The organism is Paraperlucidibaca sp. (assembly GCF_982810325.1).
On sequence record NZ_CEYEMI010000004.1, the window covers coordinates 113127 to 115501 of the forward strand.

The window sequence follows — 2375 nt, forward strand, 5'->3', positions numbered from 1 at the left end:
GCGTATATAGCTCAAAAAAAAGCCCCGCACCGAAGTGCAGGGCTTTTCTCAAATCAACAGCGATTACGCAGAGAACTGGTTCATCGTGTTTTTGCTGTCATCACCAGCTTTCAGAGCTTGTTCGCCAGCGAAGATCTCTTTGTGATCATCGCCAATGTCCGAACCAGCCATGGCTTGGTGCTTAACGCAAGCAACACCTTCGCGGATCTCTTTACGTTGCACGCCAGCCACATAAGCCAACATGCCTTGGTCGCCAAAGTAGCCTTTGGACAGTTCATGCATGTGCAGAGCAGTGGTGTGGTAAGTAGGCAAAGTGATCAGGTGATGGAAAATACCAGCTTCGCGAGCCGAATCGGCTTGGAAGGTACGGATTTTTTCATCAGCATCTTTTGCCAATTCAGTTTCGTCGTAATCAATGCTCATCAGTTTGGCGCGGTCATAAGCCGATACGTCTTTGCCTTCAGCAACAAAACGATCGTAGGCTTGTTGACGGAAGTTCAATGTCCAGTTGAACGATGGGCTGTTGTTGTAAACCAGCTTAGCGTTTGGCACGACTTCTTTAACGCGGTTAACCATGTGTGCAATTTCTTTCACGTTTGGTGTTGGCGTTTCGATCCAGAGCAAGTCAGCACCGTTTTGCAACGATGTGATGCAGTCGAGCACAACACGGTCAATCTGTGTGCCTTCACGGAACTGGTACAGGCCAGAAGCTAAGCGTGTTGGACGGTGTAGCTTGCCATCACGCTTGATTAGGATTTCGTCATCTTGAGCTTCAGAGATGTCGATTTCTGTTGTTGCCAAGTAGCTGATGTACTGCGACGCCAAATCACCTTTCTTGTTCGAGACAGGGATTTTTTGTGTCAAGTCAGCGCCTTCGGAGTCGGTACGGGCAACAATGATGCCTTCTTCGACGCCGAGCTCTAGGAACGCGTAACGCACAGCGTTGATTTTCGCGATGAAATCTTCGTGTGGCACGGTTACTTTACCGGCTTGGTGACCGCACTGTTTAGCGTCGGACACTTGGTTTTCGATTTGGATGGCGCAAGCACCAGCTTCAATCATTTTCTTCGTCAGCAGGTATGTTGCTTCATCGTTACCGAAACCGGCATCGATGTCTGCAATCACTGGTACAACGTGAGTTTCGTAGTTATTGATTTGATCTTCGAGATCTTTAGCTTTAGCTGTGTCGCCAGCTTCTTGGGCTTTTTTCAAGCTGCGGAAGAGGTCGTTCATTTCTTTAGCGTCGGCTTGACGTAAGAAGGTGTACAGCTCTTCGATCAATGCTGGAACTGAAGTTTTTTCGTGCATTGATTGGTCAGGCAGTGGACCAAACTCTGAACGAAGGGCGGCAACCATCCAACCCGACAGGTACAGGTATTTTTTCTCTGTAGTGCCGAAGTATTTTTTGTTGGCGATCATTTTTTGTTGGGCAACAAAACCGTGCCAGCAACCCAGCGATTGTGTGTATTTGCTGGTGTCGGCGTCGTATTCAGCCATGTCGCGGCGCATAATGCCGGCAGTGTACTTGGCAATATCTAAACCAGTTCTGAAACGGTTTTGCATTTGCATGCGAGCCGCATCTTCTGGGCTAATAGCGCTCCATGGGGTGCCAAATTTGGCCTTCACGGCGCGAACAGCGTCAATCGCAGAGGTGTACGTAGTCATGGCGTTTTCCTGTCACGAGGGGTGGATGTCAATGCGCCCATATAATGTTTAAAGGTGCTATTAACAGTGGGCGCAGTGTAGGGGTTCATGGCATAATTTTCAAAGTTTATAGTTTTTATAGTCGGTATTCACGCCATGAATCTTGAGCGCATTGATCTCAACTTATTAGTCTATCTAGATGTCTTGCTTCGCGAGCAAAGTGTCACGCGCGCAGCAGGCCAGTTAGGCATTACGCAGCCGGCATTGTCGAATGGTCTTAAGCGCTTACGCGACCTTTTCAATGATCCTTTGCTCATTCGCAGTAGCCAAGGCATGACGCCGACGGAGCGAGCGCTTGAGCTGGCACCGTTGATTCGCCAAGCCTTGTCGCAAATCACCGACATCTTAGAACCTCGGCAAGAGTTTAAGCCGCTGACATCGCGCCGTGTGTTTCGCATCATGTCTAGCGATTACGCTGAAGCAACGCTTGTCCCTGCTTTAGTTAAGGCGCTGCGCTCTGAGGCGCCCGATGTGGTGTTGGATTTTCTCACACCATCTGATGTTAGCGTGCAGGATATTGAGCAGGGCAAGGTCGACTTGGCGATTAACCGCTTCAATGAAATGCCACAATCGTTCCATCAAATCACCTTATGGACAGATAGCTTTTCCTGCTTGCTCAACCGCAATAACCCTGCGGCTTTGCGCTTTAATTTGAAGAACTATCTCGACTC

Annotated in this window: 2 protein-coding genes; one reads left to right on the forward strand and one right to left on the reverse strand. The window is 49.0% G+C overall.

Annotation, left to right across the window (positions count from 1 at the left end; all coding sequences use genetic code 11):
* Positions 1-63: 63 nt before the first annotated feature.
* On the reverse strand, positions 64-1665 hold the full coding sequence (locus tag AC3DKE_RS03225; protein ID WP_487990055.1) for an isocitrate lyase: 1602 nt from the start codon (positions 1663-1665) through the stop codon (positions 64-66).
* 135 nt (positions 1666-1800) lie between these two features.
* On the opposite strand from AC3DKE_RS03225, the gene AC3DKE_RS03230 reads away from it, so the two are divergent.
* Positions 1801-2375, forward strand: a 575-nt coding sequence (locus AC3DKE_RS03230; RefSeq protein WP_487990056.1) for a LysR family transcriptional regulator, incomplete at its 3' end; no start/stop codon positions are given.